Annotated in this window: 8 protein-coding genes and 3 pseudogenes; 3 read left to right on the top strand and 8 right to left on the bottom strand. The window is 67.1% G+C overall.

The annotated features are described in order from the left end of the window. Nucleotides 1-73 precede the first annotated feature (73 nt). The 5 genes and pseudogenes from JKV81_RS05505 to JKV81_RS05480 all read right to left on the bottom strand — a co-directional run bounded on the left by JKV81_RS05505 (nt 74) and on the right by JKV81_RS05480 (nt 12275). A pseudogene (locus JKV81_RS05505) lies at nt 74-875 on the bottom strand (IS5 family transposase). A 190-nt stretch (nt 876-1065) separates the two neighbouring features. Then, nucleotides 1066-1281 carry a hypothetical protein gene (locus tag JKV81_RS05500; RefSeq protein WP_236055383.1) on the bottom strand — a complete coding sequence of 72 codons (216 nt, stop codon included), beginning with the start codon at nt 1279-1281 and terminating at the stop codon, nt 1066-1068. 350 nt (nt 1282-1631) lie between these two features. Beyond that, nucleotides 1632-2150, bottom strand: a complete 519-nt coding sequence (locus JKV81_RS05495) for a hypothetical protein (RefSeq protein WP_014153388.1) — start codon at nt 2148-2150, stop codon at nt 1632-1634. An 11-nt stretch (nt 2151-2161) separates the two neighbouring features. Continuing rightward, a pseudogene (locus JKV81_RS05490) lies at nt 2162-11662 on the bottom strand (LamG-like jellyroll fold domain-containing protein); the annotation flags it as partial. 268 nt (nt 11663-11930) lie between these two features. Then, on the bottom strand, nt 11931-12275 hold the full coding sequence (locus JKV81_RS05480) for a hypothetical protein (RefSeq protein ID WP_202075032.1): 345 nt from the start codon (nt 12273-12275) through the stop codon (nt 11931-11933). A 52-nt stretch (nt 12276-12327) separates the two neighbouring features. On the opposite strand from JKV81_RS05480, the pseudogene JKV81_RS36920 reads away from it, so the two are divergent. Next, nucleotides 12328-12624: pseudogene (locus JKV81_RS36920) on the top strand (hypothetical protein); the annotation flags it as partial. Between the two features lie 353 nt (nt 12625-12977). Here JKV81_RS36920 and JKV81_RS05475 read toward each other — a convergent pair. From JKV81_RS05475 to JKV81_RS36080, 3 genes are all read right to left on the bottom strand, one after another. Next, the gene (locus tag JKV81_RS05475) at nt 12978-13520 is read right to left on the bottom strand and encodes a hypothetical protein (protein ID WP_202075031.1); all 543 of its coding nucleotides are present in this window, start codon (nt 13518-13520) and stop codon (nt 12978-12980) included. A 214-nt stretch (nt 13521-13734) separates the two neighbouring features. Beyond that, a complete protein-coding gene (locus tag JKV81_RS05470) occupies nt 13735-14451 on the bottom strand; it encodes a DUF4839 domain-containing protein (RefSeq protein ID WP_129266095.1) in 717 nt (238 codons plus the stop codon). Nucleotides 14452-14480: 29 nt separating this feature from the next. Then, nucleotides 14481-14948 (bottom strand): hypothetical protein, encoded by a 468-nt coding sequence (locus JKV81_RS36080; protein ID WP_236055428.1) that lies wholly within the window; start codon nt 14946-14948, stop codon nt 14481-14483. A gap of 969 nt (nt 14949-15917) precedes the next feature. Between JKV81_RS36080 and JKV81_RS05460 the strand changes: the two genes are divergently transcribed. Both JKV81_RS05460 and JKV81_RS05455 read left to right on the top strand, forming a co-directional pair. Next, entirely contained in the window at nt 15918-17567 is a 1650-nt protein-coding gene (locus JKV81_RS05460; RefSeq protein WP_129266094.1) for a SpoIIE family protein phosphatase, read from the top strand. A gap of 89 nt (nt 17568-17656) precedes the next feature. Then, nucleotides 17657-18466 (top strand): SAM-dependent methyltransferase, encoded by an 810-nt coding sequence (locus tag JKV81_RS05455; RefSeq protein WP_202075030.1) that lies wholly within the window; start codon nt 17657-17659, stop codon nt 18464-18466. Nucleotides 18467-18565 lie beyond the last annotated feature (99 nt).

The following is an 18565-nucleotide window of genomic DNA, read 5'->3' as shown; positions in this document are numbered from 1 at the left end:
TCGCCTCAACCGGCGGCACCGCATGTGCCCTCGCTGTCTCCGGATCTCATTTTGAAACGATCAGTTAGAGGTCCTAACAAAGGCGTTGGACGTGTCGGTGGGTGATGAGGCAGGTCGCAAGGCCGAGGAGGGCTTCGTGGATGTCGTCGCGTCATTCCCATCGGACGCGGAGGCGTCGGAAGCCGTGGAACCAGACAATCGTGCGCTCGACAGCCCAGCGATGGCTTTCAAGGCCGGAGCCGTGCGCTACTCCACGGCGGGCGATGACCGGTTTGATGCCCTGCGCCCAGACCAGCCGGCGGTACTTGTCGTGGTCATAGCCGCGGTCGCCGAGCAGGACGTCGGGCCTTCGACGGGGTCGTCCCACGAGTCCCGGGCCCGACGGGATCTTGGCGAGCAGGGGCAGCAGCTGGGTAATGACATTGCGGTTTCCGCCGGTCAGGGACACCGCGAGCGGGATGCCCTGCCCGTCGACGAGGATGTGGTGCTTGCTGCCCGGCCGTGCGCGATCGACCGGGCTGGGACCGTTTTTGGGCCGCGCCGAGCGGCCCGGACGGGGGAAGAGTCGATCACCGCCCGCGACCAGTCGAGCTGTTTCGCCGCTCGCAACCGGGCCAGTAGCACGACGTGCAGTCTGTCCCAGACGCCGGCCTCGTTCCAGGCAGCGAGCCGACGCCAGCACGTCATGCCTGAACCGAAGCACAGCTCCTGCGGCAGGTACTCCCACTGGATCCCGGTATGCAACACGAACAGGATCGCGCGCGTACAGTCCGCTCGACTGAACGCCCGTCCACGGGGCCCGGCTCAACTGCTCCGAAGAGCCCTTGCCTGCCGGGAACGGGCGGGTCGTTCGCGACTTCAGCCGCATAGCGGATCGAACAGTCGACCCAACGCGCGGATCACGGTAGCTCCCCGGCCACAGGACAGTTCCGCCTGGCCTCGATGGTGCCACCGCAGGATCTTCACTAACTGGTGGGAGGGGAAAACCGGAGAAAAGGTCCACGGACTCGGCGAGCAGATCAGCCTGCTGCAACCGCACCTACAACGGCCAGGCCCGCCAAGTGGCTACGTGGCCTTCGACTTATGCCGCCAAACGGCATGCTCCAGCCCGCCTTTGTCGTGCCCGAGAAGCGCGGCGGCTTCCTCATACACGGCGCGCAATTGGGCGTACGGGAGGTCCGGAACACCAGCATCCACGGCGAAGGCACGCAGGTGTACGTCAACGGCGACATGCGAACGGCCGACGAGATTGCCTATGTAGTCGATGCTCTTCGGCCCCACTCCCTTCACCGTGCGCAGAGCGGCGCGATTGGCCTGATGATCGAGCCAGGCGTGGAGGTCCTCGCGGGTATCGACCCCGTCGGCACAGTCCGTATCGACCAGGTACAGGGCCTGCTGGTCCCTACACGACGCGCCGGCTCACGAACCCATGCCCCCCGCTCGCCGAGAGCCGTTCGCTGGACGGGCGCACCTCACCGGTCAGAGCTGCCACGCACAAACGCTGTCGCTCGGCCGTCGAGCAAGGTCCAGCGGCTCGTCTCATGCGGTGTTTGCTGCGTGGTCCAGGCTTCCCCGGCGAACGGCCGTCCCGCATTTCGCACGCCTGCGTCACCACGACCCTGCCACACGCTTCAACTGCTCAGTGACTCCTTTGGGTTATAGCTGCCCGCGTCGGTCAGGAAGCCGAGGACGTCGGCGAACCCCGTGAAGAAGAAGCTGTCTCCTTCGCCGGTCCACCAGAACCGCTCCTCGGCTGGGCCTGCGGTATCGATCAGGAAGATGCCCTGGCTGCGGTCGCCGTTGACGGCCACCGGAAACAGAGGCGCCCCCAGGGGTACCCCCACATCCTCCGGCTCGCTGTCCAGAACCGTCTCCCGGAATTCCTCAGCGGCCTCACCCATCCCGCCAGGCTCCCAGTCGCGGCAGCCGAGCAGCAGCATGGAGAAGCCTTCCAGGCCGTCCGTAAGCAACAGGAACTCTCGGTATCCGGCCTCGAGCGTCTGACCGGATCGGCGCTCCAGTTCGGCCAGCGCCGCGGCGTCAGCAGGGGAACGGATCGCAGGAAGAGGGCTGGTACCCACCGGTGAATCCGCAAAGTACTCTTTCACTCGCTCAACCACCACCTGGGTGACGAGGTCACGCATCTGCACAGTTCAACTCCTCACGGGCGCGATATCTGGCAAATACCGTACTTGCCTCTTTTGACCGACCCGGTCACATGTTCCGTGGTGTAGGTACTCGGGTCCTTCGAGACGCCGGCGTAGTAGAAGCCGGTCGGCTGGTATCCCTGGTTGTACTTCCTTGCGTACGACCCGACCAATGAGTTGACCCTCCCGTCCTGCTGGTGCCAACAGTACGGGCTCCACTTACCTGACCAAGTGGTATCCGGAAGGTGCCCTGCCACGTTGCCGTTGTACTGGTACGGAGTGCCCCGGACCTCTCTGATGTGACGCTCCTTGTACTCCTCGGCCACCTGCGCCAAGGTGATCGGCTTACTGTTGGGTCGGCTGCCCATCAGCTCCGTGCCCGGGGAAACTCTTCCCTTGGGAGACCAGTGCTGCCGGACCGCGTTGATCGCCGCAATGTGGTCCTTCAACTCATCGATCTGTGCTTTGGTCGCCCCGCTGGGCGCCCGGAAGCACACTGGACCGGACATTCCACGCTGTGCGTTTGTCTTGGCCAGGTGGCTGGTGCAGTCCTCCTCTTCCTCCTCGCTGTCCGGCCCGTTGCCCGAACCAGGGTCAACGCCGGGTGCCGGATGCGTGGTCGGCGCCTGGTCCGGCGTGTACTGGTCGTTGCCGGCCAGGTTCAGCATGTTTAGTGCGCCGACGATCATTTTCCAGCCATCGCCGGGCGTCCAGCCGCCGTTCTTGGGGTCCCAGTCGGGCTTGGGCGCCGGCCGATTCGGGGCCGGCTTGGGGTTCGGGCCGTTGTTGACGTTCTGGTCGATTACCGGGCGGGGCGGGCGAACTGCGGCGCGGACTGTCTGGGCTGCAGCACTGCCCAGGTTCGGATAGGTGGGGGCAGTGTTCCAGCGGGGGTAGTAGGGGGTGTATCCCGCGCCGCTCCCTCCCCCTGCCGATGATCCAGTGGAGTGCGAGCTGCTGAACCTGCTGGCCTGGGCTCGGATCGCGGCGGCCGTGGACCGTGCGTAGCTGTTCGACAGGACATTGGTCTGGACGTAGCTGTTACTCATGGTGTCGCTACGCGAACGCACGTACCGGTCGGCGGCCACTGCTCCGCCTCCTACGGCGATTACGCCGGCGGTTCCCCAACCCAGCGCTTCCCAGACAGCGAGTCCGCCGAGAGCTACGAGTGGGAAGAAGTGCCCGGTCGGGTCGGTGCCGTTCTGGGGTGATCCGAAGCCGTAGGAGTAGCGGTTGGCGCGTTGTGCGGACTGGGAGGGGTCGAGCTGCCAGGTGTCGCGGGAGGTGAAGCCTCCGGTGCCGGGCTGGTACCAGCGGGCCGCCATGTTGACGTCGCCGGATGTGGGGTCGGTCCAGCCGGACTGGTAACCCAGGGCGGGGGTGGTGCCGTTTGTGGCGGTCTCCTGGCCGAAGGGGTCGTAGGCGGTGGAGCTGGTGACCTGGGTGCCGTCGGCCGAGAGGCCGGCGACCAGATCGGTGTGCTGGTCGGTGATGGACCACTGCGGGGCCGCATTGCCCGCCTGGCTGGCCAGCAGGGCGCCGTCCGGGGTGCGGCTGTAGACGCTGGTGCCGTCGCTGAGTAGGTTGTTGGATCCGCCGTCGTAGCTGAACGTGGCGTTGCCTTGTTGGGCGACGCGGTCGAACGAGTCGTAGGTGAACGTCGCCGAACCGTCGCTGACCTTGCGCTCGAAGGCGTCGAACGTCAGAGCCCGGGATGCGCCGGCGCCCTTGGTGGCCGCGGCAAGAGTTCCGCGTGCGGTGTAGCCGTACGTGGTGGTGCCGTCGTCGGTCAGACGGTTGCGGGCATCGTACGAAGCGGTGGCTGCTCCTGCCTTGATGCGGTTGCCGGCGTCGTCCCATCCGTATGCGGTGGTGGTCGTGCCGCTGGTCCAGGACGTCATCCGGCCGGCCTTGTCGTAGCCGTAGGTGTTCTTCCCCGCGCCTGCGGTTCCGCTCGTCGTCTTCTCGGTGAGGCGGTCGTCGAGGTCGTAGCCGTAGGTGGTGCCGGCCTTCTGCGTTGTCTTGTCCAGGTTGGCGACCTTGTCGCTCGCGAGGCGACCGAGGCTGTCGTAGGTGTAGTCGCGACGGGCGATGGCTTCGTACTCCGTGGAGCCTGCGGGCTTGACCGCGTACTCCTCGAGCAGGGGCCTGCCTGCGGTGTCGAAGTCGTACCAGATGTCGCTGTCGCTGAGGGAGTCCCAGACCCAGTCGATCCGGCCGCCGTCGTCGTACCCGTAGTACGACTCGGATTCGACGCCCACCCGCTCGGTCATGTTGCCGTCGGCGTCGTAGCCGTAGCCGACCCTTCCGCCAGGGCCGTCGGCGGTGAGCAGTTGTCCTCGGTCGTTGTAGGTGTACGTGTTCCGTGCGAGGTCGTTGCCCGTGCCGGCGGCGGTGATGCGGCCCGCAAGGTCATAGGTGAGGGTGCGGTCGGTGGTGGCGGCCTCCGCGCCCGTGCCGGTCTCGCGAACGAGGCGGCCGAGGCCGTCGAAGGTACGTCGGCGCTCCACGCCGCCGGGCAGCAGCTCGGCGATGTCCTGGCCCGCCTTGTCGTAGACGGTCGTCCAGGTGCGGTCGGTAAGGGCTGGGTGGGCGGTGGTGGAGGGTTCGATGGTGGACTCGGGCAGGTTCCAGGGCGTGAAGGTGTACGTCGTGGTGTTGTCCCGGCCGTCAGTCAGCCGCGTGCGGTTGCCCGCCGCGTCGTAGCCGAAGGTCGTCGTGATGGACTTGGCGTCCGTCACGGGTTCGACCTGCTTGGTGATGTGCCCCAGTGCGTCGTAGGTGTACGTGGTGCGCGCCTGAGTGCTGGAGACGGTGGCCGTCCTGTTGCCGTCGGCGTCGTACTCCGCCTTCGCGGTACGCAGCACGCTCTGGCCTGTGCCGTAGTCCGCTGCGGCTGTGACGTTGCCGAGCGCGTCGTATGTGGTAGTGCTCCTGCGGTCGGTCGGGTCGGTCATCTGGGTCTGCCGGCCGAGCCGGTCGTAGCTGAGCCGGGTGACGCCGTAGACCGGGTTGGTCACCGTGGTCGTCTCCCCCGCCGGGTTGTACGTGGCGGTGGTGGTGCGGCCTGCGGGGGTGGTGGATGCGGTCTGGTTGCCCGCGTCGTCCCAGACGTACCGCGTCGTGAGGTTCTGCAGGGTCGGATACCGCTCGACAGTCGTCGCGGTCAGCTGACGACCGAGCTCGTCGTAGGTGGCCTGAGTCCTGGCCCCTGTCGGGTCGGTGGCTGAGAGTTGCAGGCCGGTCGGGGTCCAGGTGAACTCCGAGACGCCCGCTCCGTCGAGGTCGGTGGAGGTGCTGTCCAGCAGGCCGGACTTCTCCAGTCCGAGAACAGTGGGAACGGTGCCCGCGACGGGGTCGGTCTGCCGGACCAGGCTTCCGAACTGGTCGTAGGTGTAGCGGCTGGTGCGGCCCAGCGGGTCCGTCGTCGTGGCGGGTCTGCCGAGGGCGTCGTACGTGGTGCTGCTGACGGCGCTGATCTTGGTGCCGCTGGGCGGTGTGTAGTCGGGGAGGGTGACAGCGGTGGGCTGTCCGAGGCCGTCCACAGTGGTGCGGGTGACGGCTCCCCGTGCGTCACGGCTGTCCGTCGCTTCGCCGAAGGTGTTGTATCCGCCCAGAGTGGTCGGCGTGGCTGTGGCAGCCGTCCCGCCCTTGTTCTCGACTGAAGTGGCCGGTGCCTTAGTTTCCACCAGGCGCCCGAGCGCGTCGTACCGGTAAGTGGTGCGGTATGTGTCGGGGTCGGCTCCTTCCGCGTTGCCCCTGGGGGCGACGGTGGAGGTGGGCAACCCTCGCTGGTCATAGGTGCTGGTGGTGATGTGGGTGGACGTGCCGTCGGTGATCTGCTGGCGGGTGACGTTGCCCGCGGCGTCGTACTCAGCGGTGGTGGTCAGCCGCTTCCCCGAGCCGTCGACCGGCCGGCTCTCCTCGGTCAGCCGGTCGTCCGCGTCGTAGGCGAGGTCGGTGATCCTGTTCAGGCCGTCCGGGTCGAGGGCGCTGCGGGTGGTGCGCCCGGTCGCGTCCACGGTGTGCGTCATGGTCACGCTGCCGCCGCCGGTGACCTGGCGGGTGAGGTTTCCGGCACCGTCGTAAGTGTTCGACTCCAGCTGGACATCGCGCCGGGTGCCGTCCGCCTGCTTCACCTGCCGTGCCGTGCTCGTCGCGGTAAGACCGTCGTCGAAGTAGCTGAACGTGGTGGTGGCGCCCATCGCGTCGGTCGAGGAGGCCAGGCGGCCTGCGGGATCGTAGGCGTTGGAGGTGACGACCAGGTCGCGGACTTCGCCGGTAGGTGACCCGGTCCAGTCCTTCAGGACGGTTTCGGCGTGCTGGCCGCGCGGTGTGTAAGCGTAGGTGAGACGGGTGCCGGTCGGGTCGGTCGTCGTGGCGGCCCGTCCCATGGCGTCGTGGGTGAGGGAAGTGACATGGTCCTCCGCGTCGGTGACCGTGTCGTTCAGGCCGTGGCTGTCGTAGTGATAGCTCGTGGTGCGCTTGGCGTCGCCGCCTGAGGTGTCCTCGGCCGACTCCGTGAGCAGGTTGCCGTCGGCGTCGTACGACCGGGTGATCTTCGCAGTGTGTGTCACTCCGGTGATCTCGTTCTTCACGCCGACGCCGGACTCGGAGACGACTCGGGACATGGTGTCGTAGCCGTAGCTGGTGGTCACGCCCTCAGGAGCGGCGTCGGATATCTGCTTCTCGGCAGTCTTGCGGCCCAGGCCGTCGTAGGTGAACTCGGTGACCAGTCCGGAGGGCGAGGTGATCGCGGCGGTGCTTCCCGTGGCGAAGTACCGGTAGGTGGTCACCGCGCCGCCAGGAGTCGTCTCCTTGGCGACCAGCCCGGCCGGGGTGGTCCCGCCGCCGACAACTGCTTCGCTGCCGTCGGTGTAGGCGGTGGTCGCGGTACGGGCGTCCGCGAGCCTGGTGGTGCTGGGCAGGCCGAGCGCTGTGTAGGTCAGGGACGTCTTGTAGCGGTCGTCGTCCGGCCCGGTGGAACGTGCGTCCCGTGCAGTGACCGGCTTGTCATTGCGCGGGTCGAGTTCGTCGTCCGGGTTGAGGTAGTACTCGGTGTACGCGCTCCAGCACGAGTCCGCGTCACGGCACGTCGTGGTGGTGACCGCGTTGCCCCGGGCGTCGTGCCCGGTGACCGTGGCGTGCCCGTTGGGGTCGGTCACGGTGTGGATGAAGCCACCCGTGTCGTAGGTGTAGGTGGTCACCCCGTCTTCGGCGTCCGTGACCTGCGTGGGCCGCATGCCCTTGAGCGCGTCGTACGACGTACGGACCGTGTGTCCGAGGGGGTCGGTCACGCCGATGGTGGCCGCCAGCGAAGAGAGCCCGGACCGCTCGCGTGACTGGAAGTGGTCGGCGACCTGGTCGGCCGACAGCGCCTTGCGGTAGATGGCTGCTTCGTCGATCTGTCCGGTGAACCGGTAGGTACCGCTGGCTACTCCCATCCACCCGGAGCTTGCGTACCCTGCGCCGAGGTAGGCGTACGCCAGCCCCTGCTCGGAGATCGTGCCTGCCAGCGAACCGACGAGCACACCGTCCAGATAGAGCGACTGAGTGGTACGGGCACCGGTGAGCACTGCGTGGTGCCACTTGCCGTCGGTCACCGTCTGGGTGGAAGTGATCGGCTTCGCGCCCGGATTACCCGTCAGATACCACTCACCACGCAACTTCCCTGCCTCGTCAATGTTGAGGGCGGGGCGCCAAGAAGTCGGCGTGGCGCCGAGTGCGGCGTTCTGGAATCCGAGCAGCACACCGGACTTCGTCGTGTTGAACCAAAGTTCGGCCGTGAGGTCCGTGGTGCCTGCCACCAGATTGCCGGGGACGGAGACCGCCCCGGTCCCGGAGAGCTGCACCGCTTGCCCGTCGCCCGTGCCGAAGATGCCTGTCGTTCCTGCAGTCGCATTGACGTAGGTGCCGTTGCCCTGAGCAGCTGTGACCCTGCTGACTGCAGTGGTCGCGCCCTTGTTCTCGTCCAGCGGCCAGTACGCGGCCGGGGCGTCCCCGACGATCTCGCCGCGGTAGTGGGCGCTGTCACCGGTGATCAGTGCGGACCGGGCGGCGTAGTGCTTCTTGACCGTTGCCGCACTCATGGTGCGCTCGTACAGCGCGACCTCGTCCATCTGGCCGGTGAAGTGGTAGGTACCCGCAGCCACCCCCATCCAGCCGGAGCTCGCATAACCCGCACCGAGGTAGGCGTACGGCCTTCCCTGGTCGGATATGGTGCCGGCCATCGACCCGACCAGTTGACCGTCCAGGTAGAGGGACTGCGTATTCACTGCTCCGGTCAAAACGGCGTGGTGCCACTTGTTGTCGGTAACCGTCTGGCTCGACGTGATCGGGTCCGCGCCCGGGTTACCGGCCAGGTACCACTCTCCGCGTAGCTTTCCGGCGGTGTCGATGTTGAGCACCGGCCGCCAGGACGTGGGGGTCTCGCCCAGCTCCACGTCCTGCAGGCCCATCAGCACACCGGACTTGGCTGTCTTGAACCACAGCTCGACCGTGGGAGTGGTCGGGCTCGTGGGCAGGTCGTTGGGCAGCTGGACGTAGGAATCGACGCTCCCGTCGAAGGTGGCGGCGGTGTCGTCACCGTCCGCGAAGACACCGGCTGCGCCCAGCGTTGTCCCGTCCCCGTAGGAACCCTCCGATCCGTCGCCTGCGGCGCTGACCGCCTTGGATCCGGAGCGCTCCCCCAGCCGCCAGTAGCCCTCTGGTGCGAAGGCCCGCACTTCGTCGGCGTACGTGACTGAACCGGCTGAGTAGTCGGGGGCGGAGACCTTCCACGTTCCGCCGTTGTCGTCGGTGTGCTCGGTGAGTCGGCCGGTGGCCGGGTCGTAGACGGCGGAAGCGTGGGACCTGCCCGAGGGAAGGGTCACCTTGGTGATTCGGCCGGCGGCCTCGCGCGCGGTGTAGTGGTCCTTGACAGTCGCCGCGTCGAGGGGGCGTCCGTAGACCGCGACCTCGTCCATCGTGCCGCTGAAGCGGTGGGTGTCAGCCGCTACGCCCATCCAGCCCTCGTTGGCCCAGCCCGCGCCGAGGTATGCCTTCTGGTCTTCGCGCATGCTGACGGTCCCGGTCAGGCTTCCGACCTTGGCCCCGTCCAGGTAAAGGGTCTGCGCGGTGCCCTGGCTGGTCAGGACGGCATGGTGCCAGGCGTTGTCGGTGACTGCCTTGGGGGAGACGATCGGCTTCGTGCCGGCGTACTCCACCGTGTAGAACTGGCCTCGCAGCTTGCCGTCGGCGTCCACGTTGAGGAAAGGACTGTATCGGGTCGGCTTGGATCCGATCTCGGCGTCCTGGAGAGTGGCGAGTACTCCGGGCTGGGTGGTCTTGAACCAGAGCTCGACCGTCAGGATGTCGGAGGTCTCCAGAGCTGCGTCCGGGAGTTCGACGACTGAGTCCCGGCCGTCGAAGGAGGCAGCGGTGTCCGTCGTTCCGGTGAGCGCGGAAGTAGCGCCAAGGGTCACGTCACGGTAGAGGGCGTCGTTGAGGCCGTCGCGGGAGGGCGCGCTGCTGCTCGCGGTGGAGCCTTCCTCCTCGCCAAGTGGCCAGTACGACTGTGGGCCCGCGTCGAGGACCATGCTGTGGTATAGCGAACCGTTCTCATAGTCATACCCAGTGCACTGGGTCGAGGACGAAGGCGGGCACACCTTCGTCAGCCGGTCGTCGGAGTAGCTGTATGTCCAGGTGAGTCCGGGTGAGCCTGCACCCATGGGGCTCGTGGTCACCGAGCTGATGCGGCCGCCGGTCCAGGTGAAGTGGAGCGAACGGCCCGAGAGCTTGTCCGAGACCGTGCTCAGCGTGCGGTTGTCCGCCCCTCCGTAGGTCAGTGTCTGTACTCGGCCGGCGCTGTCGGTGACGGAGGTCAGCAGTCCCGAGCTGTCGAACCGGGCTGTCGTCCCTCCGCGTTGGCGCATGGTCCAGCCGGTCGAGTCCGCGACAAGGTCTGTGGTGCTGCCGGAGGGACCCGCGAGCGTGCCGTCCGGATTGCGGCCGAAGCGCACCTGCGACCCGTCGGCCCGGGTGACCATCACGGTGTTGCCCACGGTCTCCTGGACCAGTCGCATGTCCTAACGCGTCGACCAGCCGACGCCGAAAGCGTTGGTCCGGCGCGGGTCCAAGGAGTTGTACGTACGGGTGACGGAGAGCTCCGGTCCGACGGTCGGCATCGCCGCGTCGGTCGCCGCAGTCACATAGTTGCCGGAGCGGGCGCCGATCTCACTCGTGCCGTCCGCGCCACCGAGGTGACTGGTCACCGCGGGCTGCGGGACCGATGTGGTGAAGACGGAGGCGTGCGGCTGGGACGAGGTCGCACTGCCGTCGTAGACGTATGCGTACCAGGCGTAGGTCTTGCCCCAGGACAGCCATCCCGCCGGGACCGTCCACTGCTGCTTGGTGCTCCGCGTCCCCTTGCGGCAGTTCTTACGGCTGTCGCTTCCCTCGATCTCGCAGACTTCGAAGGTGTAGCTGAGGGCCGATGACGGGTATCGGTCGGTGTCCTTTCCGTTCGCCCAGAGGGCCGGAGTGAGGGAGTCCACGGGGGTGCCGCTCGCAGGCGCCTCGGCCGTGAGCACCGGCGGTATGTTGACCGCGGATATCTTGACGGCCGCGCCCGGCACCCCTGCCGTGGTGAAGCGGGAGACGCCGAGATCCGTCATCGTCCACTCGATGGTGTACGTGGCTGGCGTCAACGGTGCGATCTTGGCGTCCAGCGTCACGCTCTCGCCGGGAGAGATGTCGCTCGGCATGAGCGTGTAAGCGATCTTCGAGCTGTCGGTGATCTCCGTGCCGGAAGCGTTGTACAGGTTGTAGCGGAGCCTGTAGTCGCCGCCCTTGGGCCAGGTCGCCTGCCCCCGGTTGGTGACGGTGACCTTCATCGACCCCTGAGTGGTGGCGGTAACCGGCGCGGTGAAGTCGCCCAGCCCGTAGGTCGCCCCGTACGGCGTCCACGTGACATCCAGGCTCGGCTTCCCGTTGGGGTAGTCGTCCGAACCGAACTGCTTCCATCCCTTGGAGTCGGACGTCGATGCCTTGACGGCCAGCCCGTAGTTCTTCTTCCGACCGTGTGTCCAGTCATCCACCAGCTTGCGTCCGGCCGAACCCAGCTTGATGGACTCCCACTTGGCACCACCACACGGGTAAGCGGTCTGCCCCTCCGGGCGCCAGCCGTGCGCGAAGCTCTTCGACGCGAGAGCAGAACCCGTCGACGGCCCGGGGTACTTGGTCGTGGTCGACTCAGCCCAGTTCGACGTGATCGGGTGGACCGTCACGGGCCTGGCCGTACACGAGTAGGAGTACGTGTTGTACAGCGCCAGGCTGGTGTTGACCACCCAGGCGTTCTTGAGAGTGGTCTCCAGGCCCGAGAAGCGCAGGAAGGCAGCCGCCTTGTGACCCCCTGCATCGTAGGTGCCGGTCTTCAGCACGGTGTCACTGGAGAAATTCTGGTTGTACGGAGACTGCACGTACGTCCCTGAAGTCGCGTTCACCGACTTCAGGGACGGGTCCACCCGTACGGGGAAGTCGGCGGCCTCGTGGGGCAGGCGGAACCCGGCACCGACCAGTTCACGGCCGTCCGGGTCGAACCGGAGCTCGTCGGGATCGTCCCACAGCCACTCCTGGCTGCCGAAGGTGTTCCCGAGGGACTGTTGCCATTCCCCCACGTCCGCGTACTCCGCGATGCGCACACACTGGTTCCGGAAGTCGAAGCGGGGGGAGATGCGCAGGGCGTTGTCCGTCACCGTCGCACTCCAGTCGCCGTCCAGGGTAAGTCTCATGGTGAATGCCGCCTCATCGAATCTGTACCGCGGGAGCCATGTAACCGCTCTTGGCTGGAATTCTGCCTTCCACCACGTCCGCGTGAGTGACCGGTCCCCCGGGGTCGGTGGGCAAGCCGCCGAGTGCCCTCGCACCGGAGTCGCCTCTGATGCCGGACGGGCCGTACGCCGTGATGGCATTGCCCGCCCCGGCACCGCCGCCCTCCGTCACCACGATGTCGTCCCCTTGGCGGAAGATCAGCCTTCCGCTGCCCGCCGTCGAGTGGTACACGGCGTCCGGGCTCTTGAGAATCTCCAGGACGCGTTCGTCGCTGAAACTGTGCATGGTATCCGCGTGGTAGTTCCCGGCCTTCTTCATCCGGTCACTCTTCGATCTGGCGGTCGCTTATCTCGCATGCAGGCGAGGCGACTTGGACCGCGCCGGCCAGTGGAAGGAGATGAACTGGGACCGCTATGAGACCGGCTCCGCTCGGATCGACGTCCTGGCCGTGGACGCGTGGCTCGCTCGGCGCCGCGGTGATTCTCGGGACCTCGCCTGGGTCTTGGCCCGACTCGCCGATGCACGAGGAGCCCCACTTCTGTCCGAGGGCCTGGACCTACTCGCCGCGGAGCTGGCCCGCCCGTTGCTGGAATCGCAGGCACCGGAGCCAGGTGAGGCGCTGCGCCGCCTCCTGGCCCCCTACCTGCGCGCATCGCTGCCGTCGTCGCTCTCCTCATTCACCGCCGCTCATCCGGAAAGGCCGGAGCACCGGGCATCGAAAGGGGCGCGGCCCGGCAACTCGCTGCCCTTCCACGTGGAAGCGGACGCGAGCGCCTTGCGGATCGAGTGGCGTGTGCTGAGCGGCGCGCCGTCGCAGGGCAGGGATTACGGACTTGCCGCCGAGAGGGCGTTGCCCCGCGAGCCCGGCCTGATGGTCAGCGAGCCGGAGGGGCTCCACGAGTGGCTCATCATCGAGGACGAGGACCCGATGGTGCTCTGGCGGTTGGCCCGCAGGCTCCTCGACGAGGGGGCAACCACCAGAGTGTCCTTCGTGCCTGGCGCGATGCAGTCGCGGTGGCGCTACCGGGCCTGCGAGCGGGTCGCGTGGCGGCCGTTCTGTCCAGTCTCCAGAGACAGGGTTTGGTGCAGCGCCTCGAGCTCAGTGTGGGCGGCGCGCGCCGGGAGCTGCGCATGGCGGATGCTGCCGAGGCCGAGCGGATTTTGGCCGTGCTTCTGCGAGAGGGCCACCAATCGTCGCCGTAGGGACCCGGCCCCGCATCCGCCCCCGCTCAACCACCCGCCCAGCATGACCTGCAGCACGCCGCCGGCAAGGTCGGTGTCCGCAACGCGCTGGGCGGGCTCGATCGAGCCAGGCGTGAAGGTCCTCGCGGGTACCGACCCCGTCGGCAGCGAGAAGGTCGGTGATGGCTGGGCCGTCGCAACCTTCTGTGCATGGTTGAACCTCATGACCACGGTGAGGTCTTCCGTGACGAGCCGGCGCTGGAATCCGCGGATTGTCCTTGCATCAGCCCAGGTCAGTTGCAAATGGAGGAGCCGCGGTCGGAGAGTCCTCTCGTAGTTGCACCGCGGCTGGAAGCTGACGTCGCAGATGACAGCACCCATGTGGGTCCATCCGCCGGGCTGGAGAAACGGTCCGCTGCCAAGGAACTGTCGAACGTGGTCGGCGAGCCGTTGGGCAGGGCTGGATGCGAGCATGGGTCAGGATGGCGCTGCCGTCTGGCAAGCTGGTGGGAAAGTTCAAAACTCTCGAATGGATGGAGCAGGGCACCGTTCCATCGGGCATTTCCCTCCATGATGGGAAGGCTGGCCATCTCGGCTACCGGGTCTCCGTCGAGACCGGGGCGAGGCGGAATAGGCACTGGACTGTGTTGAACTCGATCACCTCGGCGATGAAGCGGAACTTGTCGCCAACTGCAATGGCGGCAGGGATATCCTTGCCGGTCAGGTGGAGGTTGCCGGTGTTGACGTCCTCGTACTTGAAGTTCGGGCCGTCCGTCGTCTGCGGCCCTTTGTCGCCCGGGCCGAGAAGGAAGTCGTAGCGGGTCCGGTCATCCGCGTGGGCCGCCATGTGCCTGATTGACCCGTCGAAGGCGACCGTCTGCCCCTCGTGCTTGGTTGCGAAGTTCACGTTCGCTTCGCCACACGGATCCGCCTTCAACAACGTTGCGAAGTCGGGACTGTTCTGCGCCGTGATCACCTCAGCGGTGGTCGGCTCGTTTGCGGGCGGCGTAGCGGAAGGCTTCTCACTGGCGGCCGGCGAACTGGCTGACGCGCCCTTCTCCTCGTCGCCGTCGCCGAGCGCAACGCCCGTGCCGATGATGGCGGTCAAGACCACGAGGGTGGCAGCCCCCGCCCCGATCAGACGCCAAGGCAGTGGCCTCTTAGGCCGACGGAAGTTGAGGGTGGTGCGAAGTCTGCCTCGGAGCTGTTCCACGAGCTCCCATCCGTCCTCCTGCATCTTCGAGATCACCAAACCGTCGGTGCCCCGAACCGTCTGCACGGCCTTGTACTCGTACTTGATCTCATCGGCCATGCGGCTCTCCGCCCCCTGAAGCGAACTGGTCATACCAACTGGGCGCGAGCATAGATGACTCCGCGTGAGACGAGCGTCGCCTTCGACCCCTGCTCTCCCGCTCGACCGGGTCGCTCGCTACCGCGCTTGAGCAGCGCGTTTCGGCTGCGGATGCAGAGCATAAAGACGACGTCGATGCCTACGCCTGTCTGTGGCCGTTCGACGCGGACGGCCGCAGGGTGCTCCCCCCACGAAGAGCCGCCCGACTCGAACTCGCAACCGTGATCGTGACCATGTTCCGCTCGCAACCGGCTTCGCTCCTGTCCAAGCAGGACAGGGGCGAAGGAACGCTGATGCGGCGATCGAGAGCGGGGTTTCCATCCGCTCCCAGGCCCCGAGGACGGCCTTGTGCGCGTCCGGCTGCAGGTGGTCTGAAAGCTTTCGTGGCCGAGGAGGTGCTGGAGCTCGTAGAGGGAGACTCCTTTCTGGACTAGCCATGAGACGCAGGTGTGGCACATGGAGTGGGGCGGGCAGTGCGGGAACTGCAAAGCCCTTCTTAAGATGCAGGTCAGCAATTGTCCTCCCAACCGACGCGGGGTGTTCCGGACGCCGCGGTCATGGGCTACGTCCGGGGCCGATCCTCCCCGCCAAGCGGGGGTGTCCGGATCCGGTCGCCCCAGACCGCAGAGGTCAGGAATTCAACCCGCCATGGATTCGCCTCTGCCCCGGCCGACGAATACCCCGACCGCTGAGCTCCAAGGCGTCTCGCATAGCCCGCATGACCTGGAAAGAACGCCTGGTCTCCTTGGGAGCCCTCTGGGACTTTCCTGGGACTTTCGGCCACATCAAGGGGCACAGGCGTGAAACAACCGAAAGGCCGTTTCCCCAGGTCAGAGGCTGATGGTCGTGCGTTCCCGCAGGTCAGCTGAGCGACTGGTCTCTTCCGGGACATCTGAAAGCCTGCAGAAGAAACACCGTCACACTCCTTCTGACCTGCACAAATGCGAGTCGAGGCGGGGTGTGACGGAGTCCCTGGGACTTTTCTGGGACTTCGAACCAGGAGCGACGGCTTCCGTGCACCGCGCTCTTCACGTGATGAGTCATCGGGAAGATGTCGGCCTGAGTGCGCTACGGAAAAGACCAGGTCAGAGCCACTTCTCCAGCTCCCCCGCACAGCGTGAGTGCGCCCAGAGCTCTAACGGGCGTCACGGTTGACAGCCCATCCCGCCCACTCGTGTGCGAGTGCACTCTGCGGCCGACGGTATGTACCGCGGCGCCGTCGGCCGCTGCAAGGCTCGGTGGTCGCGCGCAGCGCCTGGGTGTGCTGATGTGCGGGATGCGAGGGACTATCGGAGCATGAGTGGTGATGATCCACTGGCGCCGTCCGGAGAGTGGGACGGGCGAAGGCGCTCAGGGCAGGCCGCAGGCGGTGCCGTGCCGCAGGCCCGGTCCTCGGGCTCGTCGGCCCGGCGGCGGAGGGGACGGCCGTGAACGAGGAGCGTCTCCTCAGGCGGTACCAGGCGCTCATGGGAGCCGTACCGCAGTCGGTGTGGGTGATGTCGCCCGGCGGTGTCGTCACCGTGTTGTCCGGAGGCGGGATCGCCGAGAAGCTGTGGGCTCCCGGCACTGATACCTCGTGGATGGATGCCGTGCATCCCAAGGACCGGGACTGGTTCCAGCGGGCGTGGCGCAGGGCCACGCAGCAGCGGTCCCCTCTCGATACGATCGTCAGGGTGCGGCTCGACGGTGCCGTCGACCGCTTCCGCCACGTCAAAATCATCGCTGCGCCCGTTGTCGACGAGGACGGTGAGGTGGAGTTTGTTGGAACGGCCACCGACGCGGAGGAACACTGGCGCGGCCGTATGCGGGAGAAGTTGCTGGCTCGTATGGCGGCGGTGCCCGCGGCCCGCGATCTTTCGGAGGCTTTTCTGACGACGGCCGCAGCCGTTGTGCCCGAGCTCGCTGACGCGGTGGCCATCTTCCGTCTCGTGGACGGCGTCGAGGCCGGTGTGCGGCCCGCCGACGCACCGGCCGCAACGTCGCCGGAGCGTGTGGGGCTCGCCCCCGGGCTGCCTTCCCTGCCCCCGCTCGACGCCGATTTTGTGCTGGGTCCGGTCGCCCAGCGGGCGATCGAGAGCCAGGAGGCCAGCCTGTTGGCCTTCCCCCCTGACGGGCCTCCCGGGGACGGGCTCTCGGACGTTTCCGTGCGGTGGCTGCGGGAGGCCGGGGCGACTGGCGTGGCGTTGGTGCCCGTGGTGGTGGACGGCCGGACCGTCGCGCTGGCGACGATCGCAACCTGTCGGGGCAACCCGCCCCCGGACGAGGCAGACCTCTCGCTGCTGCGGGACCTCTTTCAGCAGATGAGCGGGCCGCTGCGCCGGACGATGGAGTTGCAGAGCATCCGTGGCAAGGCGCTTGCGCTGCAGAAGTCGTTCCTGGCGGCCCCGCCGTCCATCGACGGTCTCACGATCACCGCGCTCTACCATCCGGCGGACTCGGCGGCGGAGGTCGGCGGGGACTGGTACGACGCCGTCCGGCTCTCCGCGGACGCCCTCGCCCTGTCCATCGGCGATATCGCGGGGCACGACCTCGACGCGGCCATGGCGATGGCACGGGTCAACAGCATCCTGCGGGGACTCGCGTACGACAGCGGCCCGGCCGCCAGTCCTGCGGTCACCCTGAGCCGTCTCGACCGCATCGTGCAGGCGCTCGACAGCCCGGCGATGGTCACGGCGGTACACGCGGTCCTGCGCCGCCAGACACACGGCGGCTGGTACATCGCCCTGTCCAACGCCGGGCACCCGCCGCCCCTGCTGATCCCGGCGGACGCGCCGTCGCGGTATCTGCACGACCTCACAGCCCCGGACCCGCCCCTGTGCGTCACCGACAGCCTCACCCGCGCCACCCTCTACGCAGACCTGCTTGAGGGCGACACCCTGGTGTTCTACACCGACGGGCTGGTGGAGACGCCGGACACGGACATCGGCGACAACCTCCGAAGGCTGCGAGAACGCACCGACGCGCTGGCCCGCCGAAGCCCTCCGCTGCGCTCCTTGATCCGCGGCCTTCTCCCACCTCTTCACCACCGCCGGGACGACATCGCCATCATCGCCCTGCAAGCCCGGCCGGACTCATGACCACCCTTACCGAGCACCTCATCGCTTGCACCCGGAACAGTGCCTCTATACCGTCGAGAACGCCCGTCCCCGGACGAAAGAGGCTCTGTATGAACACGCCGAACGACCGTCAGGACGGGCTGGCAACCACACGTGCCCACTCCGCCCGGGTGTACGACTACATCCTGGGCGGCAAAGACCACTACGCCGTGGATGCGGAAGCGGGCGACGCCATGGCCCGGCACTGGCCCGCCCTGCCCGTGCACATGCTGGAGAACCGCCGGTTCATGCACCGAGCCGCCCGCTTCCTGGCAGAGGAACGGGGCATCCGCCAGTTCCTCGACATCGGAACCGGCCTGCCGACGTCGCCGAACCTGCACGAGATCGTGCAGGAAGTGGCTCCGGAATCCAACGTGGTCTACGTCGACAACGACCCCATCGTCCTCGCTCACGCCCGCGCCCTCCTGCAGAGTTCACCCGAGGGCGCAACCGCCTACGTGGACGCGAACATGCACGACCCCGACGCCATCCTGGACAGCCCCGAGTTCCGGGAGCTGATCGACCTGAGCCAGCCCGTCGGCCTCATGGTGATCGGCATCATGCACTTCATCCTGCCGCCCGACGACCGGCGTCTGATCGCCAAGCTGCTGGATCCACTGCCGTCCGGCAGCTACCTGGCCATGACCATCGGCACCGCAGACTTCGCCCCCGAGGAGGTCAACCAAGTCGCCCAGGAATACCGCCAGCAAGGCATGCCCTTCGTCCTGCGCGAACTCGCCACCGCCACCTCGCTCTTCGACGGCCTGGAACTGCAGGAGCCGGGGGTCACCCAGGTGCACTCCTGGCGCCCCGGCCCTGAACAGAACGGCATCAACGGCAGCGACATCGCCATGTACGGGGCAGTCGCCAAAAAGCCCTGAGCAGCCGCGGCGTCGTCCGATTATGGATTCCGTCATCGCAGCCCGCCATGTCAGCGAGCCCGGGCACGTCGTACTCGGCATCACCGCAGCCGACGAGGA

The sequence above is a fragment of the Streptomyces silvae genome, from assembly GCF_016745505.1.
GTDB classification, from domain to species: domain Bacteria; phylum Actinomycetota; class Actinomycetes; order Streptomycetales; family Streptomycetaceae; genus Streptomyces; species Streptomyces silvae.
This window is presented reverse-complemented; position numbering and strand designations above follow the sequence as displayed.

Excerpts from the sequence above, each read along its gene's own strand:
- JKV81_RS05470 (WP_129266095.1), bottom strand. The coding sequence starts at position 14,451 with ATGGCCGATGAGATCAAGTACGAGTACAAGGCCGTGCAGACGGTTCGG.
- JKV81_RS05480 (WP_202075032.1), bottom strand. The coding sequence starts at position 12,275 with ATGAAGAAGGCCGGGAACTACCACGCGGATACCATGCACAGTTTCAGC.
- JKV81_RS05455 (WP_202075030.1), top strand. The coding sequence starts at position 17,657 with ATGAACACGCCGAACGACCGTCAGGACGGGCTGGCAACCACACGTGCC.
- JKV81_RS36080 (WP_236055428.1), bottom strand. The coding sequence starts at position 14,948 with ATGTGCCACACCTGCGTCTCATGGCTAGTCCAGAAAGGAGTCTCCCTC.
- JKV81_RS05475 (WP_202075031.1), bottom strand. The coding sequence starts at position 13,520 with ATGGGTGCTGTCATCTGCGACGTCAGCTTCCAGCCGCGGTGCAACTAC.